This is a genomic window from Herbidospora solisilvae (assembly GCF_009901565.1).
GTDB lineage: Bacteria > Actinomycetota > Actinomycetes > Streptosporangiales > Streptosporangiaceae > Herbidospora > Herbidospora solisilvae.
The window spans coordinates 224,014-245,782 of sequence record NZ_WXEW01000006.1; the positions used below are offsets into that span (position 1 = coordinate 224,014).

Here is a 21,769-nt window from a genome sequence, read left to right on the forward strand (position 1 = left end):
GAGGCTGACAAAAGATGCCCACGCTCCGCCGTCTGGCGATGCTCGGCGCAGCAGCCGGAACGGTCGTCCTGGCCGCCCTCGCCGCCCTCGTCCTGATGGGCGCGCTTCCCGTGGCCGACGCCCTGTCGCTGGTGCTGTCGGGGGCATGCCTGGCCGCGCTGGCGCTGGTGCTGTTCAGCGTGCGGCGGCTCGACGGCAAGACCCAGCGGATCGACACCCGCGTGAAGAAGCTCGAGACCAACCTCGCCCGCGTCACCGACACACTGGGCACGGTCTCCGCTGAGCTGGCCGAGGCCTCCCGGCTGCTGGCCGAGGGCGCGGCCCGCCGTGACGACGACCTGCGCGCGGTGCTGGCCGCCCTCGGCGAAGACCGCGTCAACGCGATGTTCCTGCGCAACGAGGTCGAGGCAGAAATCAAGGAGATCCGCCGCATCACCGGGGCGCCGCCCCGGGTGAGGACCGATGTGGGCGAGCGTTGACGGCACGGGTCAGGCACAACGACTGGAGCTCCCTGCGTCCGGCGCCGCTGGGCGCCTGGACCCCGCGTCTGTCCGTCAGCGTCGTCATCCCGGCCTACCAGTGTCAGGACGCCCTTGACCGCACCCTCGCCGCGCTGGCGGCGCAGAGCTACCCGGCCGACCTGACCGAGGTCGTCGTCGCCGACGACGGCAGCACGCCCGCGCTGAGGCTCCCGCCGCTGGCGCCCCACCGGACCAGGATCGTCCGGGTGCCCGCCGGTTCGTGGGGACGCGGGGCCGCCCGGCAGACCGGGGCCTCGGCCGCCTCCGGCGACGTGATCCACTGGCTCGACGCCGACATGCTGCTCGACCGCGAGCACGTCGAGGCCCACATGCGCTGGCACCACCTGGCCGAATACCTGGTCGTGCACGGCACGATCCGGTTCGTCTCCGCCGAGCACCCCTCCCCCGGCCACGTCTACGCCGAGGTCGCCGCCGGGCGGTCGGCCAACCTGTTCCCGGGGGCGGACGTCCACCCTCATGTGTGGCTGGAGAAGACGCTTTCCGAGACGCGGCACCTGCGCGACGCGCGGTCGAACCCGTCGCGGCTGCACTCCGGCGCCACCACCTCGGTGCGGGCGGCCATGCTGGCGCGGGCGGGCGGCGTCGACGTGACGATGAACATGGGTGAGGACACCGAGCTCGGTTATCGGCTGACCCAGGCCGGGGCCGTGTTCATCCCCGACGCCGAAGCGCTGAGCTGGCACGTCGGCAAGTCGACCGTGATGCTCCGGGAGAAGGAGGTGCACCGGCACAACTGGACCCTGTTCGCCGACCGCATCCCCGACCTCCGCTGGTTGCGCACCCATCCACGGCGGGTCTACTCGGTCCCGTACGTCGAGGTGGTCGTCGCCGCCACCACCTACGAGGAGACCCGGGGCACCGTCGACAGCGCCCTGGCCGGGACGATCCACGACCTCTCGGTCACCATCGAGGGCCCCTGGCAGGAGCTGCCCACCGGCCGTCGGGCCTCGCTCGACGAGCCGATGCTCGACCTGCGGCTGCTCGGCAACCTCTACGCCGGCGAACCCCGCGTGAACCGCGCGGTGCGGGCCCCCTACCGGCTGACCCTCCCGGCGGGCTGGTCGCTCGGCGCCGACAGCGTGGCCCGGCTGGTCAAGCTCGCCGAGACGCAGGGCCACGGGCTGGTCTGCGCCGCCCTCGCCGAGACCCACGACGGCGTGGCGACGGCCCGCCTGGAGCGGACGGCCGCCTACAACCGGGCCCGGCTGTTCCCCGGCGAGGACCCCGACGACGTGGTCGACGAGCTGTTCGGCGCCCACTGGGTCGACGGGGGCGAGTTCGGCATCGTGCCGCTGGAGGAGGCCGAGCCGATCAAGGGCGACGCGCAGACCTGGCGGGCCCTGGCCGAGAAGCACAAGGCGGAGGCGCGCAAGCACCGTGCCGAGGCCGAACGGTGGAAGGCGGAGGCCGCGAAGCTCGCCGCCCAGCCGCCGGCCAAGCGGCGATGGAGGGGCCGATGACGACCTACCGGATCGGCTTCGACGAGGGCGACGACGACCTCGACGGCGATCTCCACCTCGATCCGGAGGCCGAGGTCGCCGAGGTGACGGTGCTCGCCAAGACCCCGACCGACCTGCGCCGGGCGATGACGCTGCAGGCGGCGCTGCCCAGGGCGGCGAAGGTGTCGGTGGTGGTCGCCGAGGCGCCCCACTGGTTCACCGCGCCGAACCCGTCCCTCACCCCGGCCCACCGGTGGCGGGCGCTGACCGAGGTCCGCACGTTCAAGAAGGGCGCCGGCTGGCAGGTCGACGTGACCTTCAACGCCCCGACGCCCTCGGGCCGGGTGGTGGCGGCCGTGGCCCGCGCGTTCGCCGGGAACCGGCTGGAGGCCGTCGCCTCGCCGGTGCCGGTGCTGGCCGGTCCGGGCGCGGCCCACTGGCGGCCGGGCGACCCCAACGCGGCCCTGGCCGACCCGGCGGGCCCGGTGCCGATCCGCATCGGCGCGCCCGCCGGTGACCTGGTGGTGCGCACCGACGCGTCGGCCCCCTGGGCCGGCGACGCCGTGGTCGTCGACCGGCCCGGCTCGCCGAGCTGGGAGGAGATCGGGCGTCCCGGCGGCGAGCGGCTGCTGGCGTCCGGGCTGACCGATCCCGCGCTGGTGCCGCCCGTCGACGACCGGTCGGTCAATCCGATCGGGTTCGTCAGCGTGCCGACGCAGGGGGTCGGGGAGCTCACCGTCGCCGACGACGCCTGGGTGATCCGGTACGACGGCGCGGTCCTCACCCGGATCGCGAGGTCGGGCGCGGTGACCGTCGTGGACGTCAACCGGGTCCGCAAGCTGCGCGGCGTCACGATCGACTGGCGGCGCGCCCACACGCTGGGCAGCACGGGCCCGCTGACCGCCGTCAGGATCGTGGCCGGGCTGGCCGCGGCCGGGGTGCCGCTGACGTGCGACCACGTCCCGGCGTGGGCGGGGGCGCTCGGCCCGGGGCTGGTCGCCCTGCTGGGCGACGCCCCGGAGGGCGTGCTCGACGACGACCTGACCCGCGAGGAGCACAGCATCCGGCTTCGGCGGCGGGCGCTGCGCGACCACGGGGTGAAGGAGCGCTGGGCGCGGCTCGGCGCGGTCGGGTCGTATCTGCCGACCACCTCGATCCTGCTGGCCACGCGGCGGCCCGACCAGGTGGCGTTCGCCCTAGAACAGGCCGGACGCCAGCGCGAGGCCGACCTCGAAGTCGTGCTGGCGCTGCACGGCGTGCCCCGCGAGCACCCCGGGGTCGCGGCGGCGATCGAGAAGTTCGACCGGCCGCTGACGGTCTACCAGGCGCCGCACGCCCAGACCTTCGGGTCGGTGCTGAACGCCGCCGCCGAGCGGGCCTCCGGCTCGATGCTGCTGAAGATGGACGACGACGACTGGTACGGCCCCGACTTCCTGGCCGACCTGCTGCTCGCCCACTCCTACAGCGGCGCCGACGTGATGGGCACCTCGCCGGAGTTCGTGTATCTGGCGGCCATCGACGTGACCGTCCACCACCAGCAGATCACCGAACAGGTCACCAACTTCATCGCCGGCGGGACGATCCTGGCGACCCGCTCGGCCTTCGACGCGGTGGGCGGCTTCCGCCCGCTGCCCCGATCGGTCGACACCCAGTTCCAGCACGCCGTCCAGGCCGCCGGGGGGACCATCTACCGGGGTCACGGCCTCGGCTACATCCTGCGGCGGGGCAAGGCCACCGAGCACACCTGGCGGGAGCCGATCGGCACCTTCCTCAAACGCAACAAGCGGCAGTGGCGCGGGTTCCGGCCCAACGCCCTGATGGAGCTCCCGGGAGGCAGGTCATGACGGCTCGCGTGCCCCGCAACGACTACGGCGTGCTGGTGCCGCCGTGTGCCGGCTCCTGGCGACCCGGCAAGACCGTGTCGGTCGTCATCCCGGCCCGCGACTGCCAGCCGAAACTCGACCTGACGCTGGCCGCGCTGGCCGCGCAGGACTACCCGGCCCACCTCATGGAGGTGATCGTCGTCAACGACGGCGGGCCCCTCTCGGTGCCGCCGGGGGTGCGGCTGGTGCCCAACGAGGGCTGGGGCATCGCCTGGGCGGTCCGCACCGGGTTCGGCCACGCCACCGGCGAGGTCGTGTTGCGGCTCGACGCCGACGTGGTGCCCTCGCGCGGCCACGTCAGCGCCCACATGCGGTGGCACCACGCGGCCGACTACCTGGTGGTGCTGGGCTCGCTCCGGTTCACCACCTCGGAGTCCGACCTGCCGCCGGCGGCGGAGCTCGCCCAGGCCGTCCGCGAGGGGCGGGAGGGCGCCCTGTTCGAGGAGTGCGAGGGCCACGCCTGGTGGCACAAGCTCGTCGACGAGCACGACGGTCTCCGGAAGGCCCCCAGCCCGGTGCTGCACCGCCTCCACGTCGGGGCCAGCGTCTCCCAGCACCACGCCCTGTGGACGCAGGCCGGCGGCATCGACACCTCGCTCGTGCTGGCCGAGGACACCGATCTCGGCTACCGGCTCACCCAGGCGGGCGCGGTGTTCGTGCCCGAGCTCGACGCGCCGGCCTGGCATCTCGGCCGGTCGACGCTGATGCGGCGGCAGCCTGAGGTCAAGCGCTACAACGCGCCGTTCGTCGCCGACCGCATCCCCTACCGGCGTTTCCTGCGCACCGAAGGCGGCCGCCAGTGGCTGGTGCCCTACGTCGACGTGGTCGTCGACACCCGGGGCGCGAGCTACGAGAACGTGCGCGGCACGGCCGACGCGGCGCTGGTCAGCACGCTGCCCGACGTGCGGGTGACCCTGGTGGGCGACTGGCCCGAACTGCACGACGGCCGGCGCTCCGCCTTCGACGACCCGATGCTCGACGCCCGGCTGATCAAGGGCGGCTACGAGCACGACGGCCGGGTCCGCCTCGTCGAGGACCCTGGCCCGACGTCGGCGCCGGCCCCCTTCCGGCTGGTCTGCCCGCCCGGCTGGACGGTCGCCGCCGAGACCCTGGCCACCCTGATCGCCAAGGCCGACACGGCCGACCTCGGGCTGCTGCACATCGCGCTGACCGAGACCCACGAGGGCATCGTCACCGCCCGGCTCGAACGCACGTCCGCCGTCGCCCGCGCCCATCACGTCATCAAGGACGGCGAGGAGTTCGACGACGTCGTCCACGAGCTGTACGGCTCCGAATGGCTCGACGGCGAGGAGCTGGGGTTCGGCGTGGTCGACACCCGCGTCAAGCCGCCCATCGTGAGCCGGAACACCGAGGCGGCCCACTGGCGGGCCCTGGCCATCGACCGCAAGATCGCCGCCGGGCGGCTGGAGAAGCAGGTCCACGCGCTGGAACGGCAGGTCGCCGCCCTGGAGAAGAAGGCCGCCAAGAGCACCGCCGACACGGCCCGATGGCGGGCGAAAGCGGAGAACTGGCGGGTGCAGACGGTGCGGTTGCAACGGAGCGGCGAGCGCACGGTGTTCAAGCGCGCGTTGCGCAAGGCCCGGCGGCTGCTGGGCTGATGACCCTCACGGTGAGTCGCGGCCTCCCGGTGCGGGAGGCCGCTCGTGGCCATGGCCCCTGGGTCGGCCTGATCGTCCTGATCGCGGCCGCCGGATACGGCCTCGTCGGCTACCTGGAGCTGCGCGGCATGCGGGCCGGGGTGCTCGACCTCGCGATCTTCGACCAGGGCGTGCGGAGCTACTCGGAGTTCCGGCTGCCCGAGTCGGTGACCAAGGAGTATCTCGACGGCTTCCACGACGAGGACTTCTCGCTGCTGGGCGACCACTGGTCGCCGATCCTGGCGCTGCTCGCGCCGCTCTACTGGCTCAACGACGGCCCGTTGTCGCTGCTCGTCGCGCAGGGGGTGCTGTTCGCGCTGGCCGTGCCGCCGCTGTGGATGTTCACCCGCCGCCGCCTCGGCGCCGCCGCCGCGCATCTGGTGTCGGTCGCGTACGTCGTCTGCTGGCCGGTCGCCCAGGCCGTCGAGTTCGACTTCCACGAGGTGGCGTTCGCGCCGCCGCTGATCGCGTGGATGGTCGAGCGGCACGACGCCGGCCGGATCCGCGCCGCGCTGGTCATGGGCGGCCTGCTGCTGCTCACCAAAGAGGACATGGGCCTGGTCGTCGCCGGGTTCGGGCTCTACCTGGCGGCCCGGGGCCGGTGGAGGGCCGGAGTTCTGCTGGTCGGGGGCGGGGTGGTGGCCGTGCTGGTGGCGACCAAGGTGCTCATCCCGTTCTTCGGCGGCCGCGACGGCTTCTACTGGCGTTACGAGGACCTGGGCGACGGGCCGTTCGCGGCCCTCGTCCACGTGTTGACGCATCCGCTGCAGACGCTGGCCCTGGTGGGCAGCCCGCCGGAGAAGCTCGTCACGATGGGCTGGTTGCTGCTGATGGTGCTGGGGGCGTGCCTGCTGTCGCCGCTGGCGCTGCTGTCGCTGCCGCTGCTGGCCGAGCGCATGTTGTCGTCGTATCCCCACTGGTGGGGGGTGGAGTTCCACTACAACGCGTTCCTGGCGATCCCGCTGTTCCTGGCCGCCGTCGACGGGATCACCCGGTTCGGGCCCCGGGTGAGGGTGACATGGGCGGCCGGGGTGCTGGTGACCGGGCTGGTCACGGCGCCGATGTTCGCGTACGGGCCGATCTTGACGACCGAACTGGGCCCCGAGCCGGCCTATGTGGCGGTCGCCCGCAGGGCGGTCGCGGCGGTGCCGCCGGGGCCGATGGTCGCGGCGGCGCTGCCGGTGGGGGCGAGCCTGACGGCGCGCAACCCGGTCATCCTGTGGCAGCCGGAGCCCGACTACGAGAACCCGCCGTGGATCGTGGCCTTCACCCGCTGGAAGACCACGCCGTTCGACCGCGTCGAAGACCAGGTGGCCGAGGTGGCGCGGCTCCGCTCCACGGGCTATGCGACGGTCTTCGACGAGGGCGGCTTCGTCGTCCTGCGCAGGTCCTAGAACTCTTCCCAGGTCGACTTGTCGGGGACCGGGCGGGACTTCCCGCCGATGACGTCTTCGAGGGGGCGGACCGTCGTGCCGTGCTTCTTGCGGGCGTCGAGCCAGGTCAGGAAGTCGTCGAGCAGCTTCTCGGTGGTCGAGTAGTCGCCGCAGACGCGGGCGCAGACCTTGTGGACCACCACCGGGAGCAGCCCCCCGCCGGCCCGTTCGGCCGTGACGACCTGCTTCTTGAGGTCGTTGAGGGTGGTGTCGTAGTTGACCGAGCCGTGGGTGCGGATCGAGTAGAGCATCGCGGGCCGCATCGACTCGACCGGCGCGCAGTAGTCGCACGCGCTGAGGGCCAGGCCGCCGACGGTGCGGGCGGCGTTGTAGCCGCAGAAGCGGGCGGCGTGCTGGGAGTCGCCGTTGTTCGCGCCGAAGGGGTAGGCGAACGTGGTGACCGGGATCTTGAGCTTGAGGAGGGCGGCCCGGTCGGCGCAGATGTCGACCCGCTGGTCGATGGCGGGCAGGTCGGTCAGCCGCACGTGGTGGAGGGTGTGACCGCCGATCTTGTGGCCCTGCCGGGCGAGCGCGCGGACCTGGCCGACGCTGAGTTTTCCCTTGGTGTTCAGGTCGCCGCTGTTGATGTAGAACGTTCCGCGTACACCGTGTGAATCGAGGATCTTCGCGGCGGTGAAGTGGGTGGCGTCCCCGTCGTCGAAGCCGAGTGCGACGACCGTCTTGACCTTGGCTTTCGGGCGGGCGGCCTGCGCGGGCACGGTGACCAGCAGCATCGGAAGGAGCGTTCCCAACAGGACGCCCACTGCTCCTAAGCGGAGCGAAGACCGCATGACCGACTCCTGTCATCAAGGTGGTGGGAAGGGGACCAGGCTAGCGGCTAATGCCCCCGAAACCGGCTGCTAGACGCAATCGGTACACACGCATCACTTCGGGCGGATCATGGTGATCCAGGTCGGTTTGCCGTTGCTACTGGCCAGAACGTGCCGGTCCCACTCTTCGGCGCCCTTCGGCGGCGTCTTCTGGCTGAGGGTGGCGACGACGCCGGGGATGCCCTCGGCCGCCTCGGCGACCGACTCCCCGGGTTTCACGATGCGGACCTCACAGCCGGTCAGGAACTGGTGGGCCGGGTTGACGGAGACGCCCACGAGGGTGCAGGGCCGGGTGACCCCGGCGGCGATCATTTTCTGCACGAACGCCGCCTGGAACTGCCGGAGCGGGTAGTCCTGCCCCTTCACCCCGGCGAACGCCGTGAACTGGACGACCAGGTAGGCGGCCAGCAGGACCGCGAACGGCGGCCGGAACCGCGCCGCCGTCGCGGCGGCGGGGATCATCAGCAGGGCGTAGGCCGGGAGCAGGAACCGGGGGGCGGCGTAGTCGACCAGGAACAGATAGGGCGCGGCCATCGCGAAACCCGCCAGCAGCGGGACGGGATGGCGTCGGGCCGAGACGAGCGCCAGCGCGGGGAGGGCGAGCCACCAGATCAGCAGGTAGGGCCTGTCCAGCGGGATGTCGCACGGCCGGCAGAAGGCGGGCCCGCTGGCGGCCTTGAACTCGTACCAGAATCCGGGCGCGGGCGCGATCCCGCCCTGCACCTCCCCCGCCGCCGCCCACCGCTGGAGCAGCGACCCGAAGCTCGTGTACGCCTCCACCACCCACGGCACCGACCCCAGCGCGGCCGCGACGAGGATGGTCGCGGCGGCGGCCCACCTCCGCCACAGCAGCGCGGCCGGCCCGGCGACCACCCCCAGCCAGAGCACGTCGCTCGGCCGCAGCATCGCCACCCCGGCGAACCCGGCCGCGAGGCCCGCGTAGCCCCACGCGGACGGCGACTCCCGGACGGCCAGCAACGATCCGATCGCCAGCACCGCGCCGAAGGCGACGTAGAGGTTGGGCATGACCTGCGGGCCGTACCAGACGCTCACCCAGAGCGTGGCGAACAACCCGGCGGCCAGGACGAGCACCTTGGGCGTGAGCAGCCTCGTCCACGGCAGGAACGCCAGGAACAGGCCCGCCGACGCCAGGACCATCATCCACCAGCGGATCGCCACCGGATCGGTGGTGATCTGGACGATCGGCGCGACCAGCCAGGTCACGCCCCTGGCCCGGGGGGCGGAGAAGACGGCGTCGGGCACCCCCGGGGCGACCTGGCTCGTGTAGACGGCCTCGTCCCATTCGAGGGTCATGTCCGCCGGGACCAGCAGCGCCTGCAACACCAGGTATCCCAGCGCGACCAGGCCGAGCAGGGGGACGGGACGGGCGAGCACCGTCTTACCTTGGCGTAAGCGCCGCAAGGGGCGCAAACGACGCCCTGGGACGGCCGCCGAGGCGGGGGTCGGGGCCTGCTCGCCGCTGGAGGTCGCCCCGTGGTCGGCGGCGCTCGGGTCCGAACGCCGCCGTCACACCGGCGACCCGAAGGTCAGGGCGCTTCGTCGCCTTCGACGCGCATGACACTCGCCACCGCGCGGACGATGTCGAGCTCGCGCAGGCCCTCGACCGTCGCCGACAGCGCCGCGTCGGAGGCCCGGTGGGTGACCAGGACGAGCTGGGCGTCGTCGCCCCGGCCCTCCTGGCGGACGGTCTGGATCGACACGTCGTGGCGGGAGAACATCTCGGCCACGGTCGCGAGCACGCCCGGCTTGTCGGCCACGTCGAGCGACACGTGGTAGCGCGTCACCGTCTCGCCCATGGGGTGGACCGCCAGGTCGGCGTAGACGGACTCGGACGGGCCGCGGGTGCCGGCGATGCGGTTGCGCGCGACCGCGACGATGTCGCCCAGCACGGCGGAGGCGGTCGGCGCGCCGCCCGCGCCGGCGCCGTAGAACATGAGGCGGCCCGCCGACTCGGCCTCGACGAACACGGCGTTGTAGGCCTCGCGCACCCCGGCCAGCGGGTGGGTGCGCGGGATCATCGCCGGATGCACCCGAACGCCGATCGACCGGCCGTCGTCGGAGCGGGCGCAGATGGCCAGCAGCTTGATGACGTAGCCCATGGCCTTGGCCGAGGCGACGTCGGAGGCGGAGACCCCGGTGATGCCCTCGCGGTGGACGTCGGCGGCGGTGACCCGGCTGTGGAAGGCGATCCCGGCCAGGATGGCGGCCTTGGCGGCGGCGTCGAAGCCCTCGATGTCGGCGGTCGGGTCGGCCTCGGCGTAGCCGAGCGACTGGGCCTCCTCCAGCGCGTCGGTGAACGAGGCGCCGGTGGAGTCCATCTTGTCGAGGATGTAGTTGGTCGTGCCGTTGACGATGCCGAGCACCCGGTGGACCCGGTCGCCGGCCAGCGACTCGCGCAGCGGGCGGATCAGCGGGATCGCCCCGGCCACGGCGGCCTCGAAGTAGAGGTCGGCCTGGTTGGCGGCGTGGAGGGTCGCGCCGTCTTCGGCCAGCAGGGCCTTGTTGGCCGAGACGATCGACTTGCCCTCGGCCATGGCGGCCAGGATCAGGCCGCGGGCGGGCTCGATGCCGCCGATCACCTCGACGACGACGTCGACGTCGGGGCGGGTGACCAGGGCGTGGGCGTCGGTGGTGAGCAGCTCGGGGTCGAGGTCGACGTCGCGCTTGCGGCTCATCTTCCGGACGGCCACCCCGGCCAGCTCCAGCGGGGCGCCCACCCGGGCGGCCAGGTCGTCGGCCTGCTCCTGGAGCAGGCGGGCGACCTGGGAGCCGACGACGCCGCAGCCGAGCAGCGCCACTTTGACGGGTTTACTCACAGCTGCCCCCTGAGCAAGTCTTCTTCGGTCTCGCGCGCCACGATGACTCGTGCCTTGCCGCCGGCGACCGCGACGACCGCGGGCTTGGGCAGGTAGTTGTAGTTGCTGGCCAGCGACCGGCAGTAGGCGCCGGTGCCGGCCACCGCGATCAGGTCGCCGGGCACCAGGTCGGCGGGGAGGTAGAGGTCGCGGACCACGATGTCGCCGCTCTCGCAGTGCTTGCCGACCAGGCGCGACAACATCGGCTGGGCGGTGCTCTCGCGGGAGGCCAGGCGGGCGGTGTAGTCGGCGCCGTAGAGGGCGGTGCGGACGTTGTCGCTCATGCCGCCGTCGACCGAGACGTAGGTGCGCAGGCCTTCGACGTCCTTGACCGTGCCGACCTCGTAGAGGGTGACCCCGGCGGTGCCGACGATCGAGCGGCCCGGCTCGACGGTGAGGCGCGGGACCGGCAGGCCCTTGCCCCGGCAGACGGTCGAAACGATCTCGCGCAGCGCGTCGGCGATGACCTTCATGTCGGGCGACTCGTCGCCGTCGACGTAGGGGATGCCGTAGCCGCCGCCGAGATCGAGCTCGGGCAGCTCGACGCCGTGCTCGTCGCGGATCTGCACCAGCAGGGTGGCCAGCCGCCGGGCGGCGACCTCGAACCCGGCGGTGTCGGTGATCTGGGAGCCGATGTGGCTGTGGAGGCCGACGAGCTCCAGCGACGGCATCGCGAGGATGCGGCGGGCCGCCTCGGCGGCGGCGCCGCTGCTCAGCGACAGGCCGAACTTCTGGTCGTCGTGGGCGGTGGCGATGAACTCGTGGGTGTGCGCCTCGACGCCGACCGTGACGCGGATCAGGACCTTGGGCCGCGCGCCGTGCTTCTCGGCCAGGTAGCCGAGGCGGGCGATCTCCTCGAAGGAGTCGACGACGACGTGGCCGACCCCGACCGTGACGGCCTTCTCGAGCTCGGCGATCGACTTGTTGTTGCCGTGCATGGTGATGCGGTCGGGCGGGAAGCCGACGCTCAGCGCGACGGCGAGCTCACCGGCGCTGCACACGTCGAGGCCGAGGCCCTCCTGCATGATCCACCGGGCGACCTCGCGGCACAGGAACGCCTTGCCGGCGTAGTGGACCTCGCCGTCGTGGAAGGCCTGCCGGAAGTCGACGGCGCGGGCCCGGAAGTCGTGCTCGTCGAGGACGTAGAGCGGCGTTCCGAACTCTTTCGCCAGGTCACGGACGTCGAGCCCGCCGATCGTGAGCGATCCCGCAATCCGCTCGGACGTTCGCGGCCAGATGACCGGGTCGATGGAGTTCAGGTCGGCGGGCGCGTGGGGAGGCCGGTCCTCCGGGAGCACCTCGGCATGCCGGTCACCGGCGGGATGGGCGAATCGACTCACCCGAAGCAGGCTATCCGACTTGAGGTGTCTCCCGAGACAGGTGCTCACGTAGCGAGACGTGACGAAAAGTGGAAATTCGGTCGTCTGACGGCATCATGCCCGGAAGATCTCTTAAATCCTTTCCGGCAGCCGCTCCGCGCTGATCGCCGCGAGCACGGCGGCGACCGCGTCGCCGGTCGCCACCCGCGCCGCCGACGCGCCCGTGAACGCCGCGTCCCCCCTTGGCAGGGGGTTCGCGGCCTCGAACGCGTCGTGATAACGCGCGGCGAGGTGCTCGGCGAAGGTCTTCCACTTTCCTTTACGGCTCCGCCTCCGACTGGGCAGTTCCGCGAGCAGCCGCACCACGGCCCTCCACTCGGCGGGCAGCGACTCCCACTCGGGGTCGGCGGTGCCGGCCCACCGGCGGGCCCAGCGGGCGCGGGCGAACGCGTAGCGGACCACGAAGCCGGGGTTGGCCCAGGTGCGGGGGAAGTCGGGCCAGGTCTCGGCGGCCAGATTTTCCGGAACCTTGGCGATCTGGTCCCAGGGATACTCCCCGACGACCAGCTCGCCCCGGACGAGATAGGTGGCCTCACTGGCCCAGTCGCCGACCGGGATCATCCGGGGATCCGGCCGACCACGCGGGCGTACATCCGGGTCGGCGCCACCGCGGCCGTCAGGAAGCCCGGCAGGGCCGGCAGGTCGACGGCGTAGCGCTGGAGGTCGGTGTAGAGCGCGTCGGCGGTCGGCGGGCGCTGGTCGGGCGACTTCTCCAGCAGCGCCCCGACCAGGTCGGCCAGCCCGGCCGGGATGTCGCGGACCCTCGGCGGGCGCTCCTTGACCTGGCGTTCGTAGACGGCGTAGTCGGTCGGGCCGGTGAAGAGCTGGCGGCCGGTGAGCATCTCGTGCAGCACGCAGCCGAGGGCGTAGAGGTCGCTGCGGGGGTCGGCCACGCCGCGTTTGATCTGCTCGGGGGCCATGTAGGCGGGCGTGCCGAGGATCTGGCCGGTCCGGGTGAACTGCCCGGCGTCGGCCTCCCGCAGGATGGCGAGGCCGAAGTCGAGCACCTTGACGGTGCCGTCGGGGCAGAGCATCAGGTTGGTCGGCTTGAGGTCGCGGTGGCAGATCGAGAGCGCGTGGGCGGCCGACAGGACGGCGCAGGCCTGGGCGGCGATGGCGGCGGCCCACGGGACGGGCAGCGGCCCGTGCTCGCTGACCACGTCGGCCACGGTGACGCCCTCGATGAACTGCATCACCTGGAAGAGCCGCTGCTCGTGGGTGCCGAAGTCGTAGAGGACGGGCGCGCCGGGGTGGTCGAGCCGGGCCAGGATGCGGGCCTCGCGGATGAACCGGCGTTCCAGCTCCCGGTCGGGCCCGCCGGGGGGACGGAGGAACTTGACCGCCACCTTGCGGTCGAGATGTCTGTCGTGGCCGCCGTAGACGGCGCCCATCCCGCCCTGGCCGAGCGGGAGGTCGTCCAGTTCATAGCGGTCACCGATGACCATGCGGCAACTTTATTGCAGATGTCCGGCCGCCAGACCGTCCAAAGCGAGGCGGATGAGTTCCTGGCCGCGTTTCCCCGCCTCGTGGAGGGCGGTGTCGAGGTCGGCGAGGCGGCGGAAGGAGGCGCCGTATTCGCGCTGTTCGGCCAGGGGCAGCCGGGGGACCTTGGTGCGGCGGGCGTCGAGGCGGCTGGCGCCGCGGGACAGGCTCGAACCGGCGCGCAGGAAGCCGGCCAGGAAGTCGGCGTCGAGGCGCGCGGGGTCGACGCGGTAGAGGGTGAGCTGGGGGCCGAGGGCCCAGCCGGGTTCGTGGACGACCCGGACCAGGCCGGTCGGGGTGGCGACCACGTCACCGGGCTCGATCATGACCAGGCCGGGGCCGGGCTCGGCCCAGCCGGTGGGCGGGCCGCCGCCGGCCAGGTCGTCGGCCGTCAGCACGGGCTGGTCGCCCGCACCCAGGCGGGCCGAGGAGTGGTGGATGGCCAGCGAACCGCCCCTGGCCAGCTCGGCGATGGTCGTCATGGGCGGCTCGCGGGGCGGGTCGACCGGCGCGAGCGCGGGCAGGGCGCCGGTCAGGCCGTCGACGGCGGCGGTGAAGCGGGCGCGGGCGCCCGCGTAGTCGGGCGGCCCGGCGGTGGCGCCGAAGCGCAGCGGGCTGACGTCGACCTCGTCGTCGAGCAGGTCGAGCACGCTCGTGCCGCCCCTGCCGGTGCGCTGGAACTCGCGCCAGGCCGGTTCGACCGAGCCGAGGTCGCCCGCGGCGTCGAAGAGCAGCACCCGCGACGGCGCGCGCTCGCCGGGCTCGGGGCGGCGCAGCAGCCAGACGTCGCTGGTCCCGGCCGCGATCACGGCCCGCAACGCGCCGGCTCTGAGCAGGTTCGACCGGATGCGGCGGCCCGGACGGCGCGCGGCGGCGGCCGGGGGCATCAGGACGGTCACCGTGCCGCCGGGACGCACCCGGGACAGGCAGTGCTGCACCCAGGCCAGCTCGGGTTCGCCGCGCGGCGGCAGGCCGAACTCCCAGCGCGGGTCGGCGGTGAGCTCCTCGTAGCCCCAGGTCCGCTCGTTGAAGGGCGGGTCGCAGACGACCGCGTCGGCGCCGCCCGGCAGCCGGTCGGCACGCAGCGAGTCGCCGGTGTGGACGGTCGCCGCGATGCCCCGCATCCGCAGCCGGGTGGCCGTGATGCGGGCGGCGGAGCCGGAGACGTCCTGGCCGCGCGCGGCCTTGGCGGTGAGCAGCAGCGTGCCGAGGCCGCAGGCGGGGTCGAGCAGCACCCCGCCGCCCGACAGGCGCACCATCAGGTCGGCCAGGTCGGGCGGGGTGACCGCCAGCTGGCGCGAGTGGGCCTCGACGTAGCGCTCGCAGAGGAACTCGAAGGCCTCCAGCCGCCCGCGCTCCTCGGCCAGCCCGGCGACGAGCTGGGTGACCTCGCGGGGCAACGCCGACGGACGCCCTTCGAGGAAATCGCCCGCGGCCGCCACCAGCTCCCCTAGCCTCAGGTCATCGCCGCTGGCCCGGAGACGCTGCCAGGCCAGGTCGGCGGCCGACAAGGAGAACGGCTTGCCGTTGCGGCGCAGCCAGTTCTCGACCTCGGTCAGCGAGAACAGCGGGCTGGCGGCGGTACCGCCGACCGGCTGGGGGAAGTCGTCGTGACGGCGACGCCAGTTGGACACCGCGGCCCGGCCGACGTCGGCGAGGCGGGCGATGTCACCGGCGTTCACGTAAGTCACGTGGTTACTCTACACGAAGCGTCCACTTGTGAAGTGCTTCAACCAATGTTTTACTGTGGACATGAACCACAGCACGCTGGGCCTCCGGTACGCCGCCCGCTCCGACGTCGGCCGGCGCCGCCCGGAGAACGAGGACGCTGCCTACGCCAGCCCTCGCCTGCTCGTCGTCGCCGACGGCATGGGCGGCCACAACTACGGCCAGGTGGCCAGCGCGACCGCGATCCGCGTGCTGTCCGGCGCCCACCTGGACGGCGACCCCGTGGTCGCGCTCGAAGGCGCCATCCAGCAGGCGGCGCAGACCCTGAAGGGCATGGCCGACGCCAACCCCGCGCTCAACGGCATGGGCACCACGCTGACCGCGATGTTGTTCGACGGCAGCGGCTTCGCGCTGGCCCACGTGGGCGACTCGCGCGGCTACATGCTGCGCGACGGCGTGCTCTACCAGATCACCCACGACCACACGCTCGTGCAGTCGCTCGTCGACGACGGCCGGATGACCCCCGAGCAGGCGGCCGAGCACCCGCGCCGGTCGATGCTGATGCGGGCGCTGGAGAGCACCGGCAACGTGAGCCCCGACGTGTCGCGCCGGGCCGCCTTCGCGGGCGACCGCTACCTGCTGTGCTCCGACGGCCTGGCGGGCGTGGTCTCGCCCGAGACGCTGCACGAGCTGCTCACCTCCGTCGCCGACCTCGAGCAACTGGTCACGACCCTCGTCGACCTGGCCAACCGGGGCGGCGGCCCCGACAACATCACCTGTGTCGTGGCCGACGTCGTGGCGGGCTGGAGCGGCGACGGACATCCCATCATGGTCGGGTCGGCGTCCGCCGATCAAGACGCGCGGCTAGATCAGGGCGAGGGGGCCGGCGGGGACGTACCCCTCCAGACGAGCTGAGCCGAACAGGCGGCCCTCCGCGCGGGCGCGCACGCACACGTAGGAGAAGCGGTCGCCCGAGTAGACCCGGATCCCGCCGGAGCGGCACTGCCGCATCAGCGTCTCGTCCCACTCCTCGCTGAGGTCGGCGATGCCCAGGTCCACCAGCACCGACCGGCGGGACACGATCGTGCCGCCGCCGAGTTCGGGCAGGAAGCGGAATTCGGCGTCGGGCTGGCGCAGCAGGGTCGCCCCGGCCGCGTGGGCGTAGAACGCGGCCTTGCCGACGATCTCGGTCTCGACCTCGGCGAACCGGCGCAGCGAGTCGGCCAGGTAGTGCTCGCCGTAGAGGTCGCGCGGGTCGATGACGGCCACGTAGTCGCCGTCGGCCAGCAGCAGCGCGTGGGCCAGCGCCGCCCCCCGGGTCGACATCGGCGTCGACCGGACCACCAGCTCGGGCAGCACGCCCTTGTTGTAGCCCTCCTCCCGGGCCTGTTCTTGAGGCAGATTCCCGGCGCGAGCCACGGCCGGCCTTCGGCCGTCCGCGTCTCGCTTCATCGCCTGCCGGGCCGTCTTCTCGACCACCCCCGCGTCGACGCCCTCGGCCACCACGACGAGCTGGTCGGGCCGCCGGCGCTGGCCGACGATCTGCGTCACCGCCTGGTCGAGCTCCATCTGGTCGCGTACGGCCACCAGCGCCGTCACCACCTGGGTGTTGCGCACGTCGGGCAGCCCGACGGCGGAGAACACCGGCTCCAGCCGGGCGGTGACCGGGACGGTGGCCCGCCAGGCCAGGTGGGCGCGGCGGTCGCGCTCCTGCGGGTCGGCGGCGAGTTCGGCGGCGCCGGTGGCGACGACCGGGGTGCCGCAGGCCTCGATCTCGGCGATCTCGCGGTCGCTCGCGTCGGGCCCGGCCACGACCACCTCGACCTTGCGCACGGCGGTCAGGAAGTCGTCGTAGCTGGTCTTGTCGTCGCCCTGGGCGGGCAGCGGGTCGCCGCCCTCGGCGGTGCCGAGCGTGGCGACGCCGCCGGTCCGGCCGCCCTCGGCGCGGAAGGTGTTGTGCACCCGGGGCTGCACGCTGTGCGGCAGCACCAGCACGCGGTCGTGCCGCAGCGCCGCCCGCCACTCGCGGGCCCGCTGCTCGGTGGTGGCGAGCACCAGGTCGAACAGCTCGGCGACCGGCACGGCCTTGCCGAGCGAGCCGCCCGAGTGCCAGAAGACGGTCTTGATCCCGCGTTTCTTGCACGCCTCCACCAGGTCGCGCAGCGCCCGGTCCTTCCCGGCCATCGAGTCGAGCCAGCGCCCGCCGTTGCCCTGGCGCGGCCCGGCGTGCAGCGACTCGACGAACAACATCGAGGGCCGGTAGGTGTCGAGCATCGTCGCCCAGTTCTCCGGGCCGAAGTTGGTGACCTGGCGCCATTCGTACCGGAGCAGGGCCTCGGTCCGGCGGTCGACGATCGCCGCGACCGTCATGTAGGGCCGGGTCAGCGGCCCCTTCGGCACGGCGAAGTACTCGGTGAGCGGGGTGGAGAACAGGGGCGCGCGGGGGTCGGGCTCGACCGGCGGGGCCTTGGTCTCGGCGGCCGGGGGCTGGACCGCGGGCTTCTCGACCGGGAAGTCGGTGCGCTTGGGGGCCTTGCCCGCGTTCGGGGAGGAGGCCCGCACCGCGCGGGCGACCGAACCGGGCTTCTTGGCCTGGACCGCCTCCCCTATCTTGATCCAGCGGTTGCCCTGGAGCTTGGCCAGTTTCCACTCGGCCACGGCCGTCTGGTACTTCTGCTCGGCCAGTTGCTTGGCGAGCTGGGTGATCTGGCGGTCGGCCTGCTTCTCGACCGCCTTGCGGGCCGCCTCTGCGTCGCGGGCCCGGGTGAGAGCCTCGGCCTCGGTGCGGGCGGCCTCGTCCAGCCGGGCCTGGTAGTCGGCGAGCAGACGGGCCAGCTCGGCGGCGCCCTCGGCCTTCTCGACCGCCTGTGCCAGCGCCCGCCGCAGGCTCTCCAGCTCACTCATAAACGCCCACTCCTCCAGGTAACGGCGACAGTCACCATAATCTCAGATCATGGTCTACCTGCATGGAAACCGTCATTAAGGCACCAAGAGTCCATCTGACGTCCGTAAACTCGTCGGAAACCACCGATCGGGGAGGGACCTGAGGTGCGCAAGGGAGAGTGGCCGTCGTTCCGGGCCAGGCCGTACGTCTGTGGCGCCTTCGGGCCGTTCTCCCAGGAGCGGCTCGACCTGCTGGCCCGGTCGGGACCCACCGTGGAGACCGCCTACGTCACCCGTGACGCCGCCGTGTTGTCGTCGGGCCCGCTCACCATGTACGACTCCTCGCCCACCATGGCCGCCTTCTCGTGGGGCGACCGCACCCCGATCGCGGGCGGCGACTGGCTCCACGTGGCCGAGCACTACGAGGCCCCCGGCTTCATCGACGAGCCGTCGTCGGTCACCCTGCACACCGGCGCGTTCGGGCTGATCGACGTCTACTACCTGACCGACGGCGACGCGGTCTACTTCTCGGGCCTGATCGAGCCGCTGCTCGCCCTCGCGCGCAAGCCCTACGTGGTGAACTGGAACGCCTGGGCGGCGATCCTCAAGCTGACGTACCCGCTGCTCGAAGACACCCCCTACGCCGAGGTCAGGCGCCTCCCGGGGGCGACCGCGTTGTCGTGGTCGCGCGACCGGCGGCGGTTGTCGGTCGACAAGCGGGCCCCCCGCTGGGTGCGCGAGGAGCCGTTCGACCACGGGGTGACCGCCCACGACATCGTCAGCCTGCTGCACGAGTCGCTGAAGCCGTACGAGAAGGTGCTGGTGCCCGTCAGCGGCGGCTACGACTCCCGGCTGCTCGCGAGCGTGGCCGTGGCGCAGGGCAAGGACGTCGTCTCGTGGACGACCAGCCCCGACGACGGCCTCGACAACGACATCGACTTCGCGGTCGCGGTCACCCGCGAGCTCGGCATCCCCCACCGGGTCATCGACCAGAACGCGGCCGACTTCCCGGCCGAGGCCCTGTGGGCCGCCCGCAGGCTGGAGTTCCTGACCAGCCACCACGCCTGGTACTCGCCGTTCGCCCGCGAGGTCCACGAGGGCGGCCGTCCCGTGGTCGACGGCCTGGCCGGCGGCCCCCTGATGAAGAACTTCCTGATGTCGGCCGCCGCGGCGGCCACCACCCCGCTGGAACGCCGCCAGGCGCTGCTCAAGTCGATGACCACCGGCGACGCCCACATCCCGGTGCTCGGCGAGGGCGCGCTGGCCTGGATGGACGACGTCGTCGAGACCACCTTCGCGCAGGCCGTCTCGATGCTGAACGGCCACCGGAGCGAACTGGCCCTGAGCGTGCTGCACACCCGCACCGCCCGGGGCATCGCCCGCTCCCCCGTCAACCTCGTCGGCCCCGAGGCCACCCCGGTCTTCCCGTTCCTGCACCCCGGCTTCTTCGACGCCGCCCTGTCGGTGCCGGTCGGCCGCAAGGAGGGCGGGAAGTTCTACCGGGAGATCCTGTGGGCGGCCAACCCCCGCGTGGCCTCGCTGCCGTCGACCAACGGCGGCCTGCCGCACCGCCGCGTGCCGCTGCGCTCGGCCTCGGTCTGGGCGCGCGAGTGGAACCACACGATGCTCCGCCGGGTGGCCCGCGTCCCGGGACTGCTGTCGCCCCAGATGGCCGACGTGGTCGAGGCCGGGCCCGACGCGCTGGCCGCGTTCGGGTCGTGGAACTCGCGGTTCTGGCTGCGCGGGCTGGTGCTCTTCGGAGCCTGGCTCACCGACTACGACGAGGTCCTGGGCGATCTCACGCCTCCGTGGAGCGCCCGTTAGACCACGCGGAGTAGTCGTCTGACAACCGACGGAAAGCCCGCAGTAAGGGCTACGTAACCGTTCTTTGTCAGGGGCTACCGGGTGGTACCTTCTCCGGAAGGCCGCGCTGAGCTGCGGACATACCCAAATTTCTTTCCCCGTGGAGCGAGGTCTGATGACTGCGGCTGCGCCCTGCCCTGAACCCGTGTCAGAGCCCATTGAGGAATACGAGGTCCAGGACCCCGCCTGGTACAAGAAGGCCGTCTTCTACGAGATCCTCGTCCGCGGCTTCCACGATTCCAACGGCGACGGCACCGGCGACCTGCGCGGCCTGGCCGGCAAGCTCGACTACCTCCAGTGGCTCGGCGTCGACTGCCTGTGGCTCCTTCCCCTGTACGAGTCCCCGCTCCGCGACGGCGGCTACGACATCAGCGACTACCTCAAGATCCTCCCGGAGTTCGGCGACCTGTCCGACTTCGTGAACCTGATCGAGGCGGCCCACGAGCGCGGCCTGCGCGTCATCACCGACCTGGTGATGAACCACACCAGCGACCGCCACCCCTGGTTCCAGGCCTCCCGCCACGACCCCACGGGCCCCTACGGCGACTTCTACGTCTGGACCGACGACCCCACGACGTACGAGGGCGTGCCGATCATCTTCGTCGGCGCCGAAGAGTCGAACTGGACCTACGACCCGGTCCGCGGCCAGTACTACTGGCACCGCTTCTTCCACCACCAGCCCGACCTCAACTACGACAACCCGGCCGTCCAGGAGGCCATGCTGGAGGTCCTGCGCTTCTGGCTGGACCTCGGCGTCGACGGCTTCCGGCTCGACGCGGTGCCCTACCTGTTCGAGCGCGAGGGCACCCAGTGCTCCGGCCTGCCCGAGACCCACGCCTACCTCAAGCGGGTCCGCGCCGAGGTCGACCGCCTCTACCCCGACCGGGTGCTCCTGGCCGAGGCCAACGGCTGGCCCGAGGACGTCGTCGAGTACTTCGGCGACCCGTCGGTCGGCGGCGACGAGTGCCACATGGCCTTCCACTTCCCCCTCATGCCGCGCATCTTCATGGCCGTGCGGCGCGAGTCCCGCGAGCCGATCTCCGAGATCATGTCGCGCACCCCCAAGCTGCCCGAGACCGGCCAGTGGGGCATCTTCCTCCGCAACCACGACGAGCTCACCCTCGAGACCGTCACCGAGGAGGAGCGCGACTACATGCACGCCGAATACGCCAAGGACCCGCGCATGCGCGCCTACCTCGGCATCCGGCGCCGCCTCGCCCCCCTGCTGGAGAACGACCGCGACCAGATCGAGCTGTTCACCGCGCTGCTGCTGTCGATGCCGGGCTCCCCGGTCATGTACTACGGCGACGAGATCGGCATGGGCGACAACATCTGGCTGGAGGACCGCGACGCCGTCCGCACCCCCATGCAGTGGAGCCCCGACCGCAACGCCGGCTTCTCCAAGGCCGACCCCGGCCGCCTCTACCTGCCGACGGTCATGGACCCGATCTACGGCTACCAGGCCGTCAACGTCGAGGCCCAGCTCAAGAACCCCAGCTCGCTGCTCCACTTCACCCGCCGGATGCTCCAGATCCGCCGCGAGCACCCCGTCTTCGGCACCGGCGACTACATCGAGTTGTGGTCGCACAACCCCGCCATCCTCGCCTTCCTCCGCGAGGACGGCGACGACCGGGTGCTGTGCGTCAACAACATGTCCCGCCACCCGCAGCCGGTCGAACTCGACCTGCGCCGCTTCATGGGCATGACCCCCGTCGAGTGCCGGGGCGGCGTGCCGTTCCCGGTGATCGGCGATCTGCCCTACCTGCTGACGCTGCCCTCCCACGGCTTCTTCTGGTTCTCGCTCACCGAGCGGGAGGACTAGGCTTTCGCGGC

General features: G+C 72.3%; 16 protein-coding genes. 8 read left to right on the forward strand and 8 right to left on the reverse strand.

Annotated features, from left to right (window positions below):
- Positions 1–14 precede the first annotated feature (14 nt).
- Genes GT755_RS21115 through GT755_RS21135 form a run of 5 tightly spaced genes read left to right on the forward strand, consistent with a single transcriptional unit; the run spans position 15 to position 6,916 of the window.
- Positions 15–479 (forward strand): hypothetical protein, encoded by a 465-nt coding sequence (locus GT755_RS21115; protein WP_161481389.1) that lies wholly within the window; start codon positions 15–17, stop codon positions 477–479.
- Positions 476–2,002, forward strand: a complete 1,527-nt coding sequence (locus tag GT755_RS21120; protein ID WP_161481390.1) for a glycosyltransferase family 2 protein — start codon at positions 476–478, stop codon at positions 2,000–2,002. The genes GT755_RS21115 and GT755_RS21120 overlap by 4 nt, the downstream gene beginning before the upstream one ends.
- Complete coding sequence (locus GT755_RS21125; RefSeq protein WP_161481391.1) at positions 1,999–3,825, forward strand: glycosyltransferase; 1,827 nt, start codon at positions 1,999–2,001, stop codon at positions 3,823–3,825. The genes GT755_RS21120 and GT755_RS21125 overlap by 4 nt, the downstream gene beginning before the upstream one ends.
- Positions 3,822–5,483 carry a glycosyltransferase gene (locus GT755_RS21130; RefSeq protein WP_161481392.1) on the forward strand — a complete coding sequence of 554 codons (1,662 nt, stop codon included), beginning with the start codon at positions 3,822–3,824 and terminating at the stop codon, positions 5,481–5,483. The genes GT755_RS21125 and GT755_RS21130 overlap by 4 nt, the downstream gene beginning before the upstream one ends.
- Positions 5,483–6,916, forward strand: a complete 1,434-nt coding sequence (locus GT755_RS21135) for a DUF2079 domain-containing protein (protein WP_161481393.1) — start codon at positions 5,483–5,485, stop codon at positions 6,914–6,916. Before GT755_RS21130 ends, GT755_RS21135 begins: the two co-directional genes overlap by 1 nt.
- On the opposite strand, the gene GT755_RS21140 is transcribed toward GT755_RS21135, so the two are convergent.
- From GT755_RS21140 to GT755_RS21170, 7 genes are all read right to left on the reverse strand, one after another.
- Complete coding sequence (locus tag GT755_RS21140; protein ID WP_161481394.1) at positions 6,913–7,689, reverse strand: polysaccharide deacetylase family protein; 777 nt, start codon at positions 7,687–7,689, stop codon at positions 6,913–6,915. The genes GT755_RS21135 and GT755_RS21140 overlap by 4 nt on opposite strands.
- A 150-nt stretch (positions 7,690–7,839) precedes the next feature.
- Positions 7,840–9,180, reverse strand: a complete 1,341-nt coding sequence (locus GT755_RS21145) for a hypothetical protein (protein ID WP_161481395.1) — start codon at positions 9,178–9,180, stop codon at positions 7,840–7,842.
- 152 nt (positions 9,181–9,332) lie between these two features.
- Positions 9,333–10,622, reverse strand: a complete 1,290-nt coding sequence (locus GT755_RS21150) for a homoserine dehydrogenase (RefSeq protein WP_328794441.1) — start codon at positions 10,620–10,622, stop codon at positions 9,333–9,335.
- On the reverse strand, positions 10,619–12,001 hold the full coding sequence (gene lysA, locus GT755_RS21155; RefSeq protein WP_161481396.1) for a diaminopimelate decarboxylase: 1,383 nt from the start codon (positions 11,999–12,001) through the stop codon (positions 10,619–10,621). Before lysA ends, GT755_RS21150 begins: the two co-directional genes overlap by 4 nt.
- Positions 12,002–12,112: 111 nt before the next feature.
- Complete coding sequence (locus GT755_RS21160) at positions 12,113–12,601, reverse strand: hypothetical protein (protein WP_161481397.1); 489 nt, start codon at positions 12,599–12,601, stop codon at positions 12,113–12,115.
- On the reverse strand, positions 12,598–13,485 hold the full coding sequence (locus GT755_RS21165) for a serine/threonine-protein kinase (protein WP_161481398.1): 888 nt from the start codon (positions 13,483–13,485) through the stop codon (positions 12,598–12,600). Before GT755_RS21165 ends, GT755_RS21160 begins: the two co-directional genes overlap by 4 nt.
- Positions 13,486–13,494: 9 nt before the next feature.
- Complete coding sequence (locus tag GT755_RS21170) at positions 13,495–15,213, reverse strand: HsdM family class I SAM-dependent methyltransferase (protein WP_161481399.1); 1,719 nt, start codon at positions 15,211–15,213, stop codon at positions 13,495–13,497.
- A gap of 61 nt (positions 15,214–15,274) precedes the next feature.
- Here GT755_RS21170 and GT755_RS21175 point away from each other — a divergent pair, with 61 nt between their 5' ends.
- Positions 15,275–16,105, forward strand: a complete 831-nt coding sequence (locus GT755_RS21175; protein ID WP_161481400.1) for a PP2C family protein-serine/threonine phosphatase — start codon at positions 15,275–15,277, stop codon at positions 16,103–16,105.
- Here the strand turns inward: GT755_RS21175 and GT755_RS21180 are convergent.
- The gene (locus tag GT755_RS21180; RefSeq protein WP_161481401.1) at positions 16,055–18,094 is read right to left on the reverse strand and encodes a hypothetical protein; all 2,040 of its coding nucleotides are present in this window, start codon (positions 18,092–18,094) and stop codon (positions 16,055–16,057) included. The genes GT755_RS21175 and GT755_RS21180 overlap by 51 nt on opposite strands.
- Before the next feature lie 144 nt (positions 18,095–18,238).
- Between GT755_RS21180 and GT755_RS21185 the strand changes: the two genes are divergently transcribed.
- Both GT755_RS21185 and treS read left to right on the forward strand, forming a co-directional pair.
- Positions 18,239–19,897, forward strand: coding sequence for an asparagine synthetase B family protein (locus tag GT755_RS21185; RefSeq protein WP_161481402.1), 1,659 nt, complete (start codon positions 18,239–18,241; stop codon positions 19,895–19,897).
- A gap of 154 nt (positions 19,898–20,051) precedes the next feature.
- Positions 20,052–21,758: a maltose alpha-D-glucosyltransferase gene (gene treS / locus GT755_RS21190; protein ID WP_161481403.1), complete on the forward strand. Its 1,707-nt coding sequence runs from the start codon at positions 20,052–20,054 to the stop codon at positions 21,756–21,758.
- Positions 21,759–21,769 lie beyond the last annotated feature (11 nt).